15 protein-coding genes and 1 pseudogene are annotated in these 14,803 nt (G+C 65.4%); 9 read left to right on the top strand and 7 right to left on the bottom strand.

Features of this window, described 5'->3' with window-relative positions; genetic code table 11:
• The first annotated feature begins 140 nt into the window (after positions 1 to 140).
• The 5 genes and pseudogenes from GGC64_RS00460 to GGC64_RS00440 all read left to right on the top strand — a co-directional run bounded on the left by GGC64_RS00460 (position 141) and on the right by GGC64_RS00440 (position 5,232).
• Positions 141 to 1,363, top strand: a pseudogene (locus tag GGC64_RS00460) (branched-chain amino acid ABC transporter substrate-binding protein).
• Positions 1,364 to 1,465: 102 nt separating this feature from the next.
• Positions 1,466 to 2,512: a branched-chain amino acid ABC transporter permease gene (locus GGC64_RS00455; RefSeq protein ID WP_192720503.1), complete on the top strand. Its 1,047-nt coding sequence runs from the start codon at positions 1,466 to 1,468 to the stop codon at positions 2,510 to 2,512.
• On the top strand, positions 2,509 to 3,681 hold the full coding sequence (locus GGC64_RS00450) for a branched-chain amino acid ABC transporter permease (RefSeq protein ID WP_192720502.1): 1,173 nt from the start codon (positions 2,509 to 2,511) through the stop codon (positions 3,679 to 3,681). The genes GGC64_RS00455 and GGC64_RS00450 overlap by 4 nt, the downstream gene beginning before the upstream one ends.
• Positions 3,678 to 4,505 (top strand): ABC transporter ATP-binding protein, encoded by an 828-nt coding sequence (locus tag GGC64_RS00445; protein WP_192720501.1) that lies wholly within the window; start codon positions 3,678 to 3,680, stop codon positions 4,503 to 4,505. The genes GGC64_RS00450 and GGC64_RS00445 overlap by 4 nt, the downstream gene beginning before the upstream one ends.
• Positions 4,492 to 5,232: an ABC transporter ATP-binding protein gene (locus GGC64_RS00440; RefSeq protein WP_192720500.1), complete on the top strand. Its 741-nt coding sequence runs from the start codon at positions 4,492 to 4,494 to the stop codon at positions 5,230 to 5,232. Before GGC64_RS00445 ends, GGC64_RS00440 begins: the two co-directional genes overlap by 14 nt.
• A gap of 97 nt (positions 5,233 to 5,329) precedes the next feature.
• Here GGC64_RS00440 and GGC64_RS00435 read toward each other — a convergent pair whose 3' ends face one another.
• From GGC64_RS00435 to GGC64_RS00415, 5 genes are all read right to left on the bottom strand, one after another.
• Positions 5,330 to 5,560, bottom strand: a complete 231-nt coding sequence (locus GGC64_RS00435; RefSeq protein WP_192720499.1) for a DUF167 domain-containing protein — start codon at positions 5,558 to 5,560, stop codon at positions 5,330 to 5,332.
• Positions 5,557 to 5,874 carry a hypothetical protein gene (locus GGC64_RS00430; protein ID WP_192720498.1) on the bottom strand — a complete coding sequence of 106 codons (318 nt, stop codon included), beginning with the start codon at positions 5,872 to 5,874 and terminating at the stop codon, positions 5,557 to 5,559. The genes GGC64_RS00435 and GGC64_RS00430 overlap by 4 nt, the downstream gene beginning before the upstream one ends.
• 166 nt (positions 5,875 to 6,040) lie before the next feature.
• Positions 6,041 to 6,721 (bottom strand): TIGR02206 family membrane protein, encoded by a 681-nt coding sequence (locus GGC64_RS00425; RefSeq protein ID WP_192722331.1) that lies wholly within the window; start codon positions 6,719 to 6,721, stop codon positions 6,041 to 6,043.
• Positions 6,711 to 7,910: a lipid-transfer protein gene (locus GGC64_RS00420; RefSeq protein WP_192720497.1), complete on the bottom strand. Its 1,200-nt coding sequence runs from the start codon at positions 7,908 to 7,910 to the stop codon at positions 6,711 to 6,713. Before GGC64_RS00420 ends, GGC64_RS00425 begins: the two co-directional genes overlap by 11 nt.
• Positions 7,907 to 8,344 carry an OB-fold domain-containing protein gene (locus GGC64_RS00415; protein WP_192720496.1) on the bottom strand — a complete coding sequence of 146 codons (438 nt, stop codon included), beginning with the start codon at positions 8,342 to 8,344 and terminating at the stop codon, positions 7,907 to 7,909. Before GGC64_RS00415 ends, GGC64_RS00420 begins: the two co-directional genes overlap by 4 nt.
• Before the next feature lie 151 nt (positions 8,345 to 8,495).
• Here GGC64_RS00415 and GGC64_RS00410 point away from each other — a divergent pair, with 151 nt between their 5' ends.
• Both GGC64_RS00410 and GGC64_RS00405 read left to right on the top strand, forming a co-directional pair.
• The gene (locus GGC64_RS00410; protein ID WP_192720495.1) at positions 8,496 to 8,876 is read left to right on the top strand and encodes a hypothetical protein; all 381 of its coding nucleotides are present in this window, start codon (positions 8,496 to 8,498) and stop codon (positions 8,874 to 8,876) included.
• 16 nt (positions 8,877 to 8,892) lie between these two features.
• On the top strand, positions 8,893 to 9,336 hold the full coding sequence (locus GGC64_RS00405) for a hypothetical protein (RefSeq protein ID WP_192720494.1): 444 nt from the start codon (positions 8,893 to 8,895) through the stop codon (positions 9,334 to 9,336).
• On the opposite strand, the gene GGC64_RS00400 is transcribed toward GGC64_RS00405, so the two are convergent.
• Together GGC64_RS00400 and GGC64_RS00395 are read right to left on the bottom strand one after the other, a co-directional pair.
• A complete protein-coding gene (locus GGC64_RS00400) occupies positions 9,333 to 9,998 on the bottom strand; it encodes an alpha/beta fold hydrolase (RefSeq protein ID WP_192720493.1) in 666 nt (221 codons plus the stop codon). The genes GGC64_RS00405 and GGC64_RS00400 overlap by 4 nt on opposite strands.
• Complete coding sequence (locus GGC64_RS00395) at positions 9,995 to 11,134, bottom strand: FAD-dependent monooxygenase (RefSeq protein ID WP_192720492.1); 1,140 nt, start codon at positions 11,132 to 11,134, stop codon at positions 9,995 to 9,997. The genes GGC64_RS00400 and GGC64_RS00395 overlap by 4 nt, the downstream gene beginning before the upstream one ends.
• Before the next feature lie 70 nt (positions 11,135 to 11,204).
• Here GGC64_RS00395 and GGC64_RS00390 point away from each other — a divergent pair, with 70 nt between their 5' ends.
• Positions 11,205 to 12,119 carry a LysR family transcriptional regulator gene (locus GGC64_RS00390; protein WP_192720491.1) on the top strand — a complete coding sequence of 305 codons (915 nt, stop codon included), beginning with the start codon at positions 11,205 to 11,207 and terminating at the stop codon, positions 12,117 to 12,119.
• 52 nt (positions 12,120 to 12,171) lie between these two features.
• The gene (locus GGC64_RS35230) at positions 12,172 to 14,733 is read left to right on the top strand and encodes a LuxR C-terminal-related transcriptional regulator (protein ID WP_192720490.1); all 2,562 of its coding nucleotides are present in this window, start codon (positions 12,172 to 12,174) and stop codon (positions 14,731 to 14,733) included.
• The last annotated feature ends 70 nt before the right edge of the window (positions 14,734 to 14,803 follow it).

Below are 14,803 nucleotides of genomic sequence, written 5' to 3'. Positions count from 1 at the left end.
ACGGCCGGTCAGCGGTGTGCGTTTTCCAACATCACGCGGCATGGGTTCCCGTTGGCTATGGTCGTCCCGAAGCATCGCCGCCCCGGCAGAGGAGGGCTGGTGTGCCGATGCCGACGAAAACATTGACTCGGAGGTGAAGTGTGCGCGGACGCGTGGCGCGGAATGTATTTGCTCTCGGTAGTGCGGGTTTGGTTGTGCTCGGCTCGATGGGGCTCGCCGGCTGCAACCAGTCCAAGCCGGAAGAAGGGGGCACAGCGCAGACCGATCTGAAGATCGTCGAGCAGGTGCAGATCGACGAGCAGGGCAAGGAGGTCAAGTCCGACCAGACGGCTGCGCCAGCCGATCCCGCCGGAGACGGCAAGGCCACCTGCCCGCCGGTGTCGATCGCGATGGCGGGGGCGCTCAACGGCCCCGACGCCGCGCTGGGCATCAACATCAAGAACGGCGTGCAACTGGCCATCGACAAGCACAACGCCGCCAATCCGGGCTGCCAGGTGCAGCTCAAACCGTTCGACACCGAGGGCGATCCGCAGAAGGCCACCGCGATCGCGCCCCAGATCGTCGACGACCAGTACACGATCGGCCTTGTCGGCCCGGCGTTCTCGGGTGAGACCAAGGCCACCGGCACCGTCTTCGATCAGGCCGGCCTGGTCGCGACGACGGCATCGGCGACCAACCCCACGCTTAGTGAGAACGGGTGGAAGACGTTCTTCCGCGGCCTGGCCAACGACGCCGTTCAGGGCCCGGCGGTCGCCAATTATCTGAAAAACACGTTGGGCTACAAGAAGATCTGTGTGATCGACGACAGCACCGACTACGGTCTCGGTCTGGCCTCGGCGGTGCGTCAGACGCTTGGCCCGATCGCTGATTCGGGATGCAACATCTCGGTGAAGAAGGGCGACAAGGACTTCTCCGCCGCGGTGACACAGGTCAAGGGCGTCAGCCCCGACGCGGTGTTCTACGGTGGCTACTACTCCGAAGCCGCGCCGCTGACCCAGCAGCTCAAGGACGGCGGCTTCAGCGGAACCTTCGTTTCGGCCGACGGCACCAAGGATCCCGAGTACGTCAAGCAGGTGGCGAGGCGACCAAGGGCGCGATTCTGTCCTGCCCGTGCGGTCCGGCAACAGGCTCGTTCGCCGATGAGTACAAGAAGAAGTTCAACACTGACGCCGGCACCTACAGCGCGGAGGGCTATGACCTCGGCACCATCTTGGTGAAGGGCATCGACTCGGGCGCCATCACCCGGCCCGCGCTGCTTGACTTCGTCAAGAACTACAACGGCCAGGGGACGGCGCGTAAGTACCAGTGGACGCCAACCGGTGAGCTCACCACCAACCTCATCTGGATCTTCAAGGTTCAGTAGTCGCTCGAGCGAAGCGCGTCCGAGACCGAAAGGCTCGGACGCGTTTTCGCTAGGGACACGTTTTCTTGCCAAAGATAGTTTCGCGAGGAGAGCCGCCACCGGATGATTCACGAGTGCGTACAGCACGGGGCGCAGTACGCGTGCCTGGCTGCCAACATCAACTTCAACCTAGAAGGCCTGCGAATCGGCTTCTGGCAGTTGACGATCGACGGGCTGGCCTGGGGAGCGATCTACGCGTTGGTGGCGGTCGGCTACACGCTGGTGTTCGGTGTCCTGCGGCTGATCAACTTCGCGCATTCCGAGATCTTCATGCTCGGCATGTTCGGCGCCTATTTCGCGCTCGACATCCTCCTCGGCTTCACGCCAAGTGGCAACGCGTACAACAAGGGCATCGCGCTGACGGTGTTGTATCTGGGTGTCGCAATGCTATTCGCGATGCTGGTGTCGGGTTCGGCGGCGGTGGGGTTGGAGTTCGTCGCCTATCGGCCGCTGCGAAGACGGGGTGCCCGCTCGCTGACGTTCCTGATCACGGCGATCGGTGCGTCGTTCGTGATGCAGGAATTCGTCCACTTCATCCTGCCGCACATCATCAAGGGCTACGGCGGTAGCAACGCACAGCAACCGATCATCCTGGTGCAGCCGAAGGCGCAGTTCCACATCTTCGGCGCGACGGTCTCCAACGTCACCATCGTCATCGTCGTCGCGGCGCTGATCTTGGCGGTACTCACCGATTTCGCGATCAACCGCACCAAGTTCGGCCGCGGCATCAGGGCTGTCGCGCAGGATTCGACGACCGCGACGCTGATGGGGGTGTCGCGGGAGCGCATCATCATGACGACGTTCCTCATCGGCGGACTGCTCGCCGGCGCGGCGGCGCTGCTGTACACCATGAAGGTGCCACAGGGAATCATTTATTCGGGCGGATTCCTGTTGGGTATCAAGGCTTTCTCCGCGGCAGTGCTCGGCGGCATCGGCAATCTGCGCGGCGCCCTGCTGGGCGGCCTGCTGCTCGGCATCATGGAGAACTACGGCCAGGCCGTGTTCGGCACGCAGTGGCGCGACGTGGTCGCGTTCGTCCTGCTGGTTTTGGTGCTGCTGTTCCGGCCGACCGGGATACTCGGGGAGAGCCTCGGGAAGGCACGAGCATGAACGGCAAGCGGTTCCTGGCGCCTGGCGACGGCCTGCGCGACTGGTGGGACGGGCTGTCCCGCGTGCACAAGTGGGCCTTCGGCGTTCTGCTGTTCGGGGCACTTGCGCTGCTACCGCTTTACACGCCACCGTTCCTCGACACGCCGGGCATCAGTTTCGGCGGCACGATGGCGCAGTTCGCGATGGTCGCGATCATCGCGATCGGGCTGAATGTAGTGGTGGGCCAGGCCGGCTTGCTCGACCTCGGCTATGTCGGCTTCTACGCCGTCGGCGCCTACACGGTCGCCCTGCTCACCAGCCCGGACAGCCCGTGGAACCAGCTGAGCGACACAGGGCCGTTCAGCGCCCCGTGGGCGTGGTTGTCATGCGTGCCGCTGGCGATGGCCATCACCGCGCTTGCCGGTCTGATCCTCGGCATCCCGACGCTGCGGCTGCGCGGCGACTATCTGGCGATCGTCACGCTCGGTTTCGGCGAGATCATCCGGCTGATGGCCGACAACCTCTCCGACATCACCAACGGGCCGCGCGGGCTGAACGAGGTCGCGTATCCACGGGTGGGGGAGAGCGACAAGCTGCCGGAAGGCGTGTTCTCCAATGGCAATTCGTCGGGGCACGCCAACTACGGAACGTGGTGGTTCTGGCTCGGCCTGCTGCTGATCGTCGTCATCCTGCTGCTGGTCGGCAATATGGAACGCAGCCGGGTTGGTCGCGCGTGGGTGGCCATCCGGGAGGACGAAGACGCTGCGGAAGTGATGGGCGTCAACACTTTCCGGTTCAAACTGTGGGCGTTCGTGATGGGAGCCGCTATCGGCGGGCTGTCCGGCGCGTTGTATGCGGGCCAGGTGCAGTATGTCGCGCCGCCGAGCTTCAACATCATCAACTCGATGCTGTTCCTGTGCGCGGTGGTGCTCGGCGGGCAGGGTAACAAGCTCGGCGTGATTTTCGGTGCGTTCGTCATCGTCTATCTCCCGAACCGGCTGTTGGGCGTGCACTTCCTCGGCATCAACATGGGCGACTTGAAGTATCTGTTCTTCGGACTGGCCCTGGTGGTCATGATGATCTTCCGCCCCGAAGGCCTTTTTCCCGCGCGCGCCCGGCTGTTGGCGTATGGCAGGGCCGCCCGTGAGTGGCTGCGGACTCCGCCGGTCGAGAAGGAGCCCGCAGCATGACCATCGAGGACCTGGCAGGCGTCCACCGCGAGATTCACGTCGCGGAGGGTGAAGTCCTTTTGGAGACAAAGGATTTGACGGTCAAGTTCGGCGGCCTCGTTGCACTGGATTCCGTCACCTTCAACATCAAGCGTGGTGAGATCCTCGGCTTGATCGGGCCCAACGGCGCGGGCAAGACGACCTGCTTCAACGCGATCACCGGCGTGTACCGACCGAGCTCGGGGTCGGTGATCTTCGACGGGGCGCCGCTCGGCCGGATCAAGCGACACCAGATCACCCGCAAGGGCATTGCCCGCACGTTCCAGAACATCCGGCTGTGGGGCGAAATGACGGCGCTGGAAAACGTCGTCGTCGCAACCGATGCCCGGCACAAGACGTCGGTGCCCGGCGCGCTGGTGCGAACCCCGCGGCATCGGCGGGAAGAAAAGACGGCCATCGAACGAGCCGCGGCGCTGCTGCACTTCGTCGGTATCGCACACCGCGGCGAGGAGAAGGCCAAGAACCTGCCCTATGGCGACCAGCGGCGCCTGGAGATCGCCCGCGCGTTGGCCACCGAACCGAAGCTGATCTGCCTTGACGAACCTGCCGCCGGCTTCAACCCGAGCGAGAAGGCCGCGCTGATCGACCTGATCCGCAAGATCCGCGACGACGGCTACACGGTGCTGCTCATCGAGCACGACATGCGGCTGGTGATGGGCGTGACGGACCGGATCGTGGTGTTGGAGTTCGGCCGCAAGATCGCCGACGGCCTGCCGCATGAGATTCGCGAGGACCCGAAGGTCATCGCCGCATACCTGGGGGTGCCCGACGATGACGTCGAGTGACGATCGCCCGATCCTGCTGGAGGCCCGCGATGTCGTGGTGCACTACGGCCGCATCAAGGCCCTGCACGGGGTGTCGCTGGTGGTGCACGAAGGCGAGTTGGTGACGCTGTTGGGCTCCAACGGCGCAGGCAAGACGACGATGATGCGGGCGATTTCGGGCCTGCGCAGGCTGACATCGGGTTCGGTGTGGTTCGACGGTCGAGAAATCACCGGCGTCAAGGCGCACAAGCGGGTGACTGACGGTCTGATCCAGGCGCCGGAGGGCCGCGGCGTGTTCCCCGGTATGACGGTCACCGAGAACCTCGAAATGGGTTGCTACGGACGTAAATTCGCCTCAAAGGCCGAGCACGACGAGCGCCTCGACTGGGTGATGGAGACATTTCCGCGGCTGGCCGAGCGCAAAAACCAGGTGGGCGGCACGCTGTCCGGTGGCGAGCAGCAGATGCTGGCGATCGGTCGGGCACTGATGGCCAGGCCCAAAGTGCTGCTGCTCGACGAACCGTCGATGGGGCTGGCGCCCATGGTGATATCGCAGATCTTCAAGATCATCGCCGAGATCAACTCGCAGGGCACGACGGTACTGCTCGTCGAACAGAACGCGCAACAGGCTTTGACCCGCTCCGATCGCGCATACATCTTGGAGACCGGGGAGGTCACCCGCGAGGGCAACGCGCGAGAGTTGTTGGCCGACGACAGCATTCGCGCGGCCTACCTCGGCGTCGCCTAACGACCTCCACTACCGGCAACTACCGGCAACTACCGCGAGCGTGCGTGTCTGCACGCCGACACGCCGTCAAATGTGTACATTTTGCGCACGCTCGCGCTCATCGAATGATGCGGAAACGCTTGGTCCGTGACGTGGCACCCGAGGCGAGTTCGATGTGACTGCGGGGCACGCCGAGATGCTCAGCGAGCAATCTGACGACGGCCGTGTTCGCCTTACCTTCGACCGCCTGCTCACGAACGTAAATGGTCAGCTCGCCCTCGGCACCGGTCTCGACAAGCGGTCCCTTCTTGCTCCCAGGTTTGACTCTGACGACGACGGTGTCGGTCACGTTGCCGCGGCGCGGGCCTGGATCGCGTCGAGAACCGCTACATGCTCAGGCGGAACGCCGATACGCATGACGAAATCGTCGCCGGTCGATTCGAGCTCAAACGTGAAGAACGAACAGCACTCGCTTTCTCGTCGGGCCAGATCCCGAGCCGGGGCCTCGACGATGCGGCGCAGCACGAGGTCCAACCGTTGCGGCTCTCGGCGCTCGGCTCGCACGACGAACCTGAACAAGTCGTCGAACTCTGCAACCCGCAGTGGGCGTTCCGACGTCGGCAGCGTGCACGCGTCGGGCGCCCAGTCCGCCGGGATCGCCATCAGACCAGGCTAGCGCGAGGACCGTGGCGACTTGGATGGCCCGAGTCATCGACGTCAGGCGCACGCCCATTCAATGGCGAGCGTGCGCAAAATGCTCACGATTCGCGGCGTGTCGACGTGCAGGCACGCACGGTCGGCGTAGGTGGGCCCACGGCATAGTTGGAGACTAGCGCGACGAGTGCCGCTGCCATGGCCATGTCATCAACGCCCAGACGACGGATATCAGGGTGGCTCCGACGAAGACGTACCACGGCCACGGGCCCATCACGTCCAACAGCGACGCGGTCGACGGTTTGCGGTTGAGGAAGCCGAAGTTCGTTCCGGTGATCCGGTTGAACGTGAACGTGACGACGGCCCACCCCACCGTGACGGCCACCGCGATGCGAAAGTCGCGCCAATCCGGGCGCATGCCGCGTCCCCAGGTCAGGTAGATGGCGGCCCACACCACCATCAGGTGAATCGCCCAGAACGCCACGAATTGGTAGTGCGGAAAATCGGGGCTCTGCAGCGCAGGCGAGATCAATGCCTGCGTGCTCAGCACCAGCCCCCAGTAATAGGTCAGCGCATAAGCCCACTGCTTTTGCGACCACAATGCATACGCGCCAACGACCGTCGCGAGGTCGGTCAACTGAAGCGGCACCGAATCCAGCGTCGGCGGAGTCAGGACGTAGACCAGTATCGCGGCATAGACCAGCGCGGTCAGCGCACCGAGAACACGACCCAGTCGACGTGCCTGCTGTTCGGTCTGCCTGCGTCCTGTCCACACCAGGGCCACGGCTCCGACGGCGAACACGGCGATGACGGCCCAATGCGACGGGCCATACTGTTCGAAACGCCTAGCGAGCAACAATGACCGACGAACCGTGGCCGAACAGGCCCTGGTTGGCGGTTACGCCGACGGTCGCGCCCTCGACCTGGCGGCCGGTGGCCTGCCCCTTGAGCTGCCAGGTCAGCTCGCAGACCTGCGCGATGGCCTGCGCCGGAATGGCTTCGCCGAAGCACGCCAGCCCGCCAGAGGCATTGACCGGGATGCGGCCGCCGATCGTCGTCGCACCGCTGCGCAGCAGTTGCTCGGCCTCACCCTTCGGGCAGAGGCCAAGGTGCTCATACCAATCCAGCTCCAGCGCGGTGGACAGATCGTAGACCTCGGCGAGGCTGAGGTCCTCGGGTCCGATGCCGGCCTCGGCGTAGGCCGCGTCGAGAATCTGGTCCTTGAACACCCGGTCCGGCGCGGGCACCACTGCAGTGGAATCCGTTGCGATATCGGGCAATTCGGGCAGATGCTGCGGATAGCGCGGCGTCACCGTGGACACCGCGCGCACCGACGGCACGCCGTCTAGCGAACCCAGATGCTTCTTCGCGAACTCGGCACTGGCCACAATCAGCGCAGCGGCGCCATCAGAGGTCGCGCAAATGTCAAGCAGCCGTAGCGGATCCGACACCACCGGGCTGGCCAACACGTCCTCGACCGAGGCCTCCTTGCGATAGCGCGCATTCGGGTTGTTCAGGCCGTGACGCGAGTTCTTCACCTTCACCGCGGCGAAGTCCTCGAGCGTCGCGCCGTAGAGATCCATCCGGCGCCGGGCCAGCAGGGCGAAGTACACGGTGTTCGTCGCACCGATCAAATGGAACCGCTGCCAGTCAGGGTCGTTGCGGCGCTCGCCACCGACCGGGGCGAAGAAACCCTTGGGCGTGGTGTCCGCGCCGATCACCAGAGCCACATCACAGAACCCGGCGAGGATCTGGGCGCGGGCGCTCTGCAATGCCTGAGATCCGCTGGCGCATGCCGCATATGACGACGACACCGGCACGCCATTCCAGCCGAGTTTCTGCGCGAATGTCGCGCCGGCGACGAAGCCCGGATAGCCGTTGCGGATGGTGTCGGCGCCCGCGACGAGCTGGATCTGACGCCAATCCAGTCCGGCCTCAGCCAACGCCGCGCGGGCCGCGGCCACCCCGTATTCGGTGAAGTCGTTGCCCCACTTGCCCCACGGGTGCATGCCGGCGCCGAGGATGTAGAGCGGTTCGGGGCTCATGATGGGATCCTCCAGGCGTAGACGATGCGCTCGACGCCGTCGTCGTCGACGAACAGCGGCATGGTGGTCAGTTCCATCTCCATGCCGACCTTCAGATCCGCGGCCAGCGTGCCCTCGACAACCTTGCCGAGCACAATCAGGCCCTCGTCGGCCAGTTGCACGGCCGCGACGGCGAACGGCTCGAACGGATCCGGCGACGGATACGGCGGCGGCGGGGCATAGCGGTTCTCGGTGTAGCTCCAGAGCGTGCCGCGCCGCGACAACGGCACCTGCGCCAACTCGTCACCATCGCAGGCGGGGTTGGGACAGTTGTTGGCCCGAGGCGGAAACACATACGTTCCGCATTGATGACACTTGCCGCCGATCAGATACGGCGCTCCGGATCCGTCGGTGGCGAACCAGCCGTCGATCGCGGGTTGAGTAGAAGCTGACACGCGGTCAGCGTACCGAGTCGAAGGACGAAACTGAAACGTGTTCCAGTTTCGCCTTCCGATGCGATGTTGGGATCGGTAGTCGTGGCCGCCGCCTGTACTTGAGGTGATGCGACGCCAAGCATGGCGGCGGACGGAAGATTGGGAGACATCGATGGGACTGTTCGACAAGGCGAAGAAGGCAGCGCAGCAGGCACAGCAGGCGTTCGCCCAGCCTGCGCAGGGTGATGGCATGGTGCACGTCCAGGGTGCCGGCCCGATCGACCCGGCCATCCTGGGAGGGCCGTCGACGCGCTCGGTCGCTGGGGACGACCCGATTTGGCAGCCCATCAACGGCATCTCGCTGCAGGATTACGCCGAGCTTGCCCGCCAGGCGCAGGCCCGCGGCATCAATGACGAGGCCGGCATGATCACCCTCGCCCAGGAGCGTGGCTGGAGCCCCACCGACACCAAGGCCGCGCTCGACGGCTGGGTGCAGCGGATGGGCCAGTCGATGGCCGTCGGGCAGCAGTTCCGCAAGCTCCTCGGTTACTGAGCAGGGACTGATCGAGATGCCCAACCCATTCAAGGACTGGGCGCGGATGTACGACGCCAACAAGCAGTACCTGGAATCGCAAGGACGGCCGTCGTCGTTCTTCGGCCAGATCGGGAACATCCCCAACCGGATGCACGAGGCGGCCGACGCCGCCGAGATCGGCATGAAGATGATGCGGCATTCGCAGTTGACCAACGGCGCCGGCCTGCCCGCCACCCTCACCGTCGAGGGTGTCTGGCAGGTCGGGTCCTACATGAACATGTCGCCGGTGCTGCGGATCCAGGGCAGCGTGGTGCGCGACGATCGCACTCCGCAGTACGGGGCGGTATTCGACGAGGTCGTGGCGCAAATGCACATCGCGCGGGTGCAGCCAGGCGCAAAGCTCGCTGTGTCCGTCGACCCGCAGAACCCGGTCGACATGGCGATCGACTGGATCCGCACGGGTCAGCTCGGCGGCTAGGCACAGTCCAACAGGATCCGCAGCAGGTCGTCGGGGCAGTCGCGCATCAGGTTGTGCGCACCGTCGAGCACGTGCGTGGTCCATGTCGGATCGCGGCGCACCCGCTCGAACGTCGCGGCGAACGGTGACTGGCCTTCCCATTTGGCGGCGCAGACGTATACCCGTCGATCGAACCGGGACAGGTCTCCTGTCATCCGGGCCGGCTGCATCAACGAGGCCAGTGGATGAGCGGTGGCGCGTTCGTCGAAGAACGGCAGCGGCGGCACGCCGTAGCCGGTCGCATCAACCGAGGTGTACCACTCGCGCTGGTCGTCGGTGGTCAGTTTCCAGCACGACTCGCCGTCGCGCGGGACGAACGCATCGAGGTAGATCAGCGAATTAACCTGTTGCGGAACATGATCCGCGACCGCGGTGATCACCATTCCACCGTAACTGTGCCCGACGAGCACCGCGTCGCTGACATCGTGCACCGCCAGCTCGGCCAGCACGTCGGTGACATGGGTGTCGAGGTTCACGCCGGCGTGCAGCAGATGGGCGCGCTCCGCGATGCCTGTCAGCGTCACGGCGAGCACCCGATGCCCTTGGGCGCGAAGGCCTTCGGCGAGATCGTCGAAGCACCACGCGCCGTGGCAGGCCCCTGGCACCAACACGTAGGTGGTCATCGCTTCACCTCGTCGGCTCGGGTGTCGACGCGGTACTTGCCCGTCACCTTCGCGAGATCCTCCGGACGTTGGGTGGCGCCGGTGGCGTGCATGTCGCGATTGGCGGTCACCACGTCGGCCGTTTCGGGACGGCGGATGTCCTCGTAGGATCGCAGCCCGTCGACGACGTCACGCGCCAGCTCGTCGGCCAGCACCCGCGCATCGACGATCGCCTGCGAACCACCGTTGGCGCCAACGGGATACATTGGGTGTGCGGCGTCGCCGAGCAGCGTCACCCGGCCGCGACCCCACCACGGCAGCACGTCGCGGTCGACCATCGGATACTCCAGTACAGAGTCGGTGCGTCGTACCAGATCGGCGGCGTCGAGGAAGCCCAACTTCCAGCGCTTCAGGTGCGCCACGATCGCCGTGCGGTCACCTGGTTGATTCCATTTCGCGTCGCCGGGCAACGGCCGCGGGTCTGCCTGCGGCATCATCACCACCCAGTTGATCAGGCCGCCGCCGATCGGATATGTGACGAGGTCGATTCCGTCGGGGTCCTTGACGATCACCATCGTGGCGCCGTCGAGGAAGTCACCGGCAGCGGCGCCGCGAAACATCCGCACGCCCGACCAGAGCAGCGGGTCGGGACCGGGGTGCAACTGCGCACGCACCGCCGAATGGATGCCGTCGGCGCCTATCAGCGCGTCGGCCGTGAATTCTCCCGCCGAGGTGTGCACCCGCACGCCGTCGGCCGTCTCGTCAAACCCGTCTACTTGAGCGCCGGTGCGAACGGCATTGGCGCCCAGCCGTTCTCGTAATGCCGACAGCAGCAGCAACTGCAACTCGCCGCGGTGCACCGAGTACTGCGGATAGCCGTAGCCGCCGTCGATGCCGCGCGGCTCACAGAACAGCAATTCGCCGTCGGTGTCGTAGTACGAGATCGAGGTGGGCGCGACGGCCTTTTGCGCCAGCTTTTCGCCGAGGCCGAGTGTGTAGAGCTCGCTCACGGCGTGCGGCAGCAGGTTGATGCCGACGCCCAATGGCCGTAGCTGCGACGCGCGTTCGAGGACAATCGGATCGATGCCGCGGGCATGCAATGTCAAAGCGGCGGTCAGTCCGCCGATACCGCCGCCGGCAATCAATACATCAGTCATGCCTCCAGGGTGGTAAAGCGCAAGCTATAAGTCCAATATCAATCGAACCCAGAAACTATAATCATTGCTTATGGAACTGCGGCAGCTCGAATACTTCGTCGCCGTCGCGGAGGAGGCCAACTTCACCCGCGCCGCCCAGCGCATCCACGTCGCGCAACCGGCCGTCAGCGCCCAGATCCAGCGGCTAGAACGCGAACTCGGCCAACCGTTGCTGGATCGGTCGCGTCGCACAGTGCGCTTGACTGCCGCGGGTGAGGCCGCACTGCCGTTTGCCAGGGCCGCCCTTGCCGCGGTCGCCGATATGCACGTCGCTGTCGACGAGCTGACCCAATTGGTGCGCGGCACGGTCACGATCGGCACGGTGACCTCACACAGTGTTGACATCCCTTCGCTGCTGGCGGACTTTCACGCCGACCATCCGCAGGTCGAAATCACGCTCAGCACAGACACTTCCGATGCGCTGATCGAAAATGTGCGCGCAGGACGGCTGGACGCAGCGATCGTCTCGGTCGGGCCTGACGAGCGACCGGAAGGCCTCGCCGTGGAGGTCGTCACCGACGAGGCGATTCAGGCCGTGGTGTCACCCCGCGACGAGTTGGCGTCGCGCAAGACCATCCGCCTGCGTGATCTGGCCGACCGTCAGCTCATCGCGCTGCCCGTCGGGGCGGGCATCCGCCATCAGTTCGACATCGCGTGCGCCAAGGCCGGGGTAACGCCACGAATCGCGTTCGAGGCGAGCACCCCGGTGGCGCTGGCGGACCTGGCCGAACGGGCGCTGGGTGTCGCGATCGTGCCTGCATCGGTGCCGCGCGGCCGGGACGGACTCCACGCACTCAACATCGTTCCGCAGCTGCGGGGCCGCCTGGTGCTGGCCTGGCGGTCGGGCGGCCCGATGAGCCCGGCCGCCCGCGAGCTGGTCGCTAGGGCCCGGCGGCTGCTTCGCGCGGGAGACGGCCGCGGGGAAAATTTGCTCGGGCAATGGTGAGCAGACAGCCAATCGCTCTTCCTGTGCTGATCGGCGTTTCTACTATTGACGCGTGGCGAAAGACTGGCCATTCACTGGCCGCGGGGGTGAGACCGCGCAGATCGTCGCGAGGTTGATCGGTACCGGCTCCTCGTCGGGGGTGGTGATTGCCGGCGAAGCCGGAGTTGGCAAAAGCCGGCTGGCGCGAGAAGTCCTGACCGCCGTTTCCGACCGTTGCGAGACGCGGTGGGTCGTTGCCAGCAGGTCAGGTCGCACGCTGCCGCTTGGCGCGTTCTCCGAATGGATCCGCGAGGCCGGGTCGGATCCCACCATGCTGGTGCGCAGCGTCGTCGACACCCTGACCGCCAGCCCGCACGGCCGCAGGGTCGTGGTGGGCGTGGACGACGCTCATCAACTCGACGACCTCTCCGCGTTCGTGGTGCACCAACTGGTCCACCGTGAGCTCGCGAAAGTCGTTGTCACCGTGAGAAATCGGGAAGCGACGCCAGACGCGATCACCGCTTTGTGGAAGGACTCCTACCTCGAACGCATCCAGTTGGCAGCGCTGACGCGCCAGGAGTGCGATCGGCTTGTGAGACTGGTGCTCAACGGGCCGGTCGCTCCGAGTTCCTTCGAGAAACTGTGGCATCTGACCGACGGCAACGTTCTGTTCCTGCGCCATCTCATCGACCAGGAAATGGCCCGCCAGCGCTGGTCCCGCGAGAAGGGCGTGTGGGAGTGGCACGGCGACGCGTTGGCCTCCACAGAGCTGGCGGATCTCGTGACGTCGCAGATGGGCTCTCTCTCGGAGCCGCTGGCGGACGTCGTCGACCTGCTGACCGTAGCCGGACCGTTGGACTGCGATCTGCTGGCTCAGGCCTCGGGTTGGTCGGCCGTCGAGGAGGCTCACACAAGGGGGCTCATCACTGTCGACTACGACGCAACCGCTGCGGTGGCGCGGCTGAGCCACCCGCTGTACGGCGAGGTCCGCCGGTGGAAGAGCGGTGGAATGCGGGGCCGACAACTCCGCGGACGCATCGTGCGCGCAGTTGCCGATAGCGACGTGCGCGATACCCAAGAGTTGCTTCGTCGAGCTCTGTGGTGGCTCGAGTCAGATCTACCCGCCAACGGCCCACTCTTCACCGAGGCGGCGGGCGCAGCGATGCAACTGCTGAATCCGCTTCTGGCAGAACGCCTTGCGGGTGAAGCACGGCGCGCCGATCCGACATACGAGGCGACCTATCTGCACACCTTTGCCTTGCACCTGATCGGGCGGGCGCCCGAGGCTGAACGCATCCTCGCCGCGGCGTTCAGTGCCGGATTCACGTCCGAGCAACTCGCAATCCTGGCGATGTTCCGGGCGGCAAACCTGTATTGGGTGCTGGGAATGAGCGGCCAATCGCGTCAGGTGCTCGACGATGCGCAAGCGCGCCTCCCGGCCGAGGCGTGCGGTGTGCTGATCGCCTATCGCGCATTGGTCGAAGCCGCCGATGGATCTGCGTCGAGGGCCATCGAGTCGGCCAAAGCCGTTCTCACCGGCGATCTTTCGGAGGTGGCCGCGATGAACGCGTACTACGCGCTTGAACTCGCCTGCGGTTATGCCGGGAGAAGCGAGGAAGCGACCGACGCAGCGAATCGTGGGTACCAATTGGCAGAACGCTCGCCGGGCGCCGCTGCGATGCTGTTCGGCTTTACCGAGCATCACATCCAGGCGCTCGTATTCGCCGGCCATCTGCGCGAAGCAGAAGCGCTCGCTCATCGCACCGCACGCCAAACGATGGATACGCCGGTCGCTTCGAGCGCCTACGCAGCGCTGTTCATGGGGCACGTCGACCTCGGCGCGGGGCGGGTTCGAGCCGCGATGGGCTGGCTCGAGAAGGCCATTCACACCTTCGTCGAAATCGGGAACGTGAAATTGGGTGAAGTGCTGTCCCGATGCGATCTCGTTGTGGCGCTGGCAACAAGCGGCGACGCGGACACAGCCGCTGCCGAGTGCGTCGAACTAGACGCGTTGCGAAATCCGTTTCGATACCTCGAGCCGCGTTGCCTGATGGCACAGGCCTGGTTGCTTGCCGCGGAAGGCGCGATGACAGCCGCTGTGGGGCGGTGTTGGCGTGCGGCCGAAACGGCCAGGGCCAACGGCTATTTCGCACAAGAAGTGATGTGCCTGCAAACGGCCACTCGATTCGGTGACTCGACGTCTGCCGTGCGGCTGGGCGATCTCCGCAACGTTGTCGAGGGACCGCGGGTCGCCGCCGCGGCGGCCCACGCCGATTCGCTGGCTACTGGTGATCCGGCGGGGCTGTCAGCCGCTTCCCGGATGTTCGAAGAGTTCGGTGATCTGGCGGCCGCCGTCGACGCTGCGGCGCATGCGGCGAACGCCTATCGACGGCGCGATCAGAGAGGGTCCGCGCTGACCGAGCTGGCGCGGGCACACAAACTGGCCGATGTGAGCGGTGGCATGGACACGCCCGCGTTGCGCGCCGTCGAAGCTGATCTGCTGACCGGCAGGCAGCGCGAGGTGTTGGCGATGGCGGCGCGCGGACTCTCCAATCGCGACATTGCGCTACGGCTGAACGTGTCGATTCGCACGGTCGAAGGGCACCGTTATCGCGCGACGAAGCGGAAGGCGTAGTCGGCTCCGCTGCCGGACGCGAAAAGGCGTAGTCGGCACCGATGACGCGCGCGAAAAGGGGTAGCCGACT

Origin of the sequence: Mycobacterium sp. OAS707, from assembly GCF_014873705.1 — a bacterium.
Lineage (GTDB): Bacteria > Actinomycetota > Actinomycetes > Mycobacteriales > Mycobacteriaceae > Mycobacterium.
Note: the sequence above shows the minus strand (reverse complement) of the source record. Positions and strands in the feature narration are given on the sequence as shown.

What these genes read in the sequence shown, in the direction of transcription:
- GGC64_RS00455 (WP_192720503.1), top strand. Translation starts at nt 1,466, where the DNA reads ATGATTCACGAGTGCGTACAGCACGGGGCGCAGTACGCGTGCCTGGCT.
- GGC64_RS00450 (WP_192720502.1), top strand. Translation starts at nt 2,509, where the DNA reads ATGAACGGCAAGCGGTTCCTGGCGCCTGGCGACGGCCTGCGCGACTGG.
- GGC64_RS00445 (WP_192720501.1), top strand. Translation starts at nt 3,678, where the DNA reads ATGACCATCGAGGACCTGGCAGGCGTCCACCGCGAGATTCACGTCGCG.
- GGC64_RS00440 (WP_192720500.1), top strand. Translation starts at nt 4,492, where the DNA reads ATGACGTCGAGTGACGATCGCCCGATCCTGCTGGAGGCCCGCGATGTC.
- GGC64_RS00430 (WP_192720498.1), bottom strand. Translation starts at nt 5,874, where the DNA reads ATGGCGATCCCGGCGGACTGGGCGCCCGACGCGTGCACGCTGCCGACG.
- GGC64_RS00420 (WP_192720497.1), bottom strand. Translation starts at nt 7,910, where the DNA reads ATGAGCCCCGAACCGCTCTACATCCTCGGCGCCGGCATGCACCCGTGG.
- GGC64_RS00410 (WP_192720495.1), top strand. Translation starts at nt 8,496, where the DNA reads ATGGGACTGTTCGACAAGGCGAAGAAGGCAGCGCAGCAGGCACAGCAG.
- GGC64_RS00405 (WP_192720494.1), top strand. Translation starts at nt 8,893, where the DNA reads ATGCCCAACCCATTCAAGGACTGGGCGCGGATGTACGACGCCAACAAG.
- GGC64_RS00400 (WP_192720493.1), bottom strand. Translation starts at nt 9,998, where the DNA reads ATGACCACCTACGTGTTGGTGCCAGGGGCCTGCCACGGCGCGTGGTGC.
- GGC64_RS00395 (WP_192720492.1), bottom strand. Translation starts at nt 11,134, where the DNA reads ATGACTGATGTATTGATTGCCGGCGGCGGTATCGGCGGACTGACCGCC.
- GGC64_RS00390 (WP_192720491.1), top strand. Translation starts at nt 11,205, where the DNA reads ATGGAACTGCGGCAGCTCGAATACTTCGTCGCCGTCGCGGAGGAGGCC.